The organism is Limosilactobacillus alvi (assembly GCF_016900115.1).
In the GTDB taxonomy this organism is placed as follows: domain Bacteria; phylum Bacillota; class Bacilli; order Lactobacillales; family Lactobacillaceae; genus Limosilactobacillus; species Limosilactobacillus alvi.
The window spans coordinates 1-264 of record NZ_JACJJQ010000110.1 but is presented as its reverse complement, the minus strand read 5'-3'; the positions used below and the strand labels follow the sequence as shown (position 1 = coordinate 264).

The 264-nt window shown below is 57.6% G+C and carries 1 protein-coding gene; it reads right to left on the bottom strand.

Annotated elements, in window-relative coordinates; all coding sequences use genetic code 11:
• A partial coding sequence (locus tag H5993_RS09285; protein ID WP_204777115.1) for a nuclear transport factor 2 family protein occupies window positions 1-264 on the bottom strand: 264 nt, incomplete at both ends.

The following is a 264-nucleotide window of genomic DNA, read 5'->3' as shown; positions in this document are numbered from 1 at the left end:
GAGCAAGGGATTCGGTGGCATCGGGCTGTCGGGGCTCAGCACTATATCCGGCCGGACGGTTAGACTGGCGGGCAAACTCTGGTTGTGGCTCCCCTGCCATCAGCCGCCGGAAACATTCGGTATCGAGAAATTCGGTGTAGCTTGTGATCAAACCGTTCTGAACAACGATATGATCGAATACGCTCATTTCGCCGGGTTCACCGGTGCCGCGGTTTCTCAGATTGGCGTGCCAGCGCAGCGCCACCTCAGGGCCGTCAATAATCA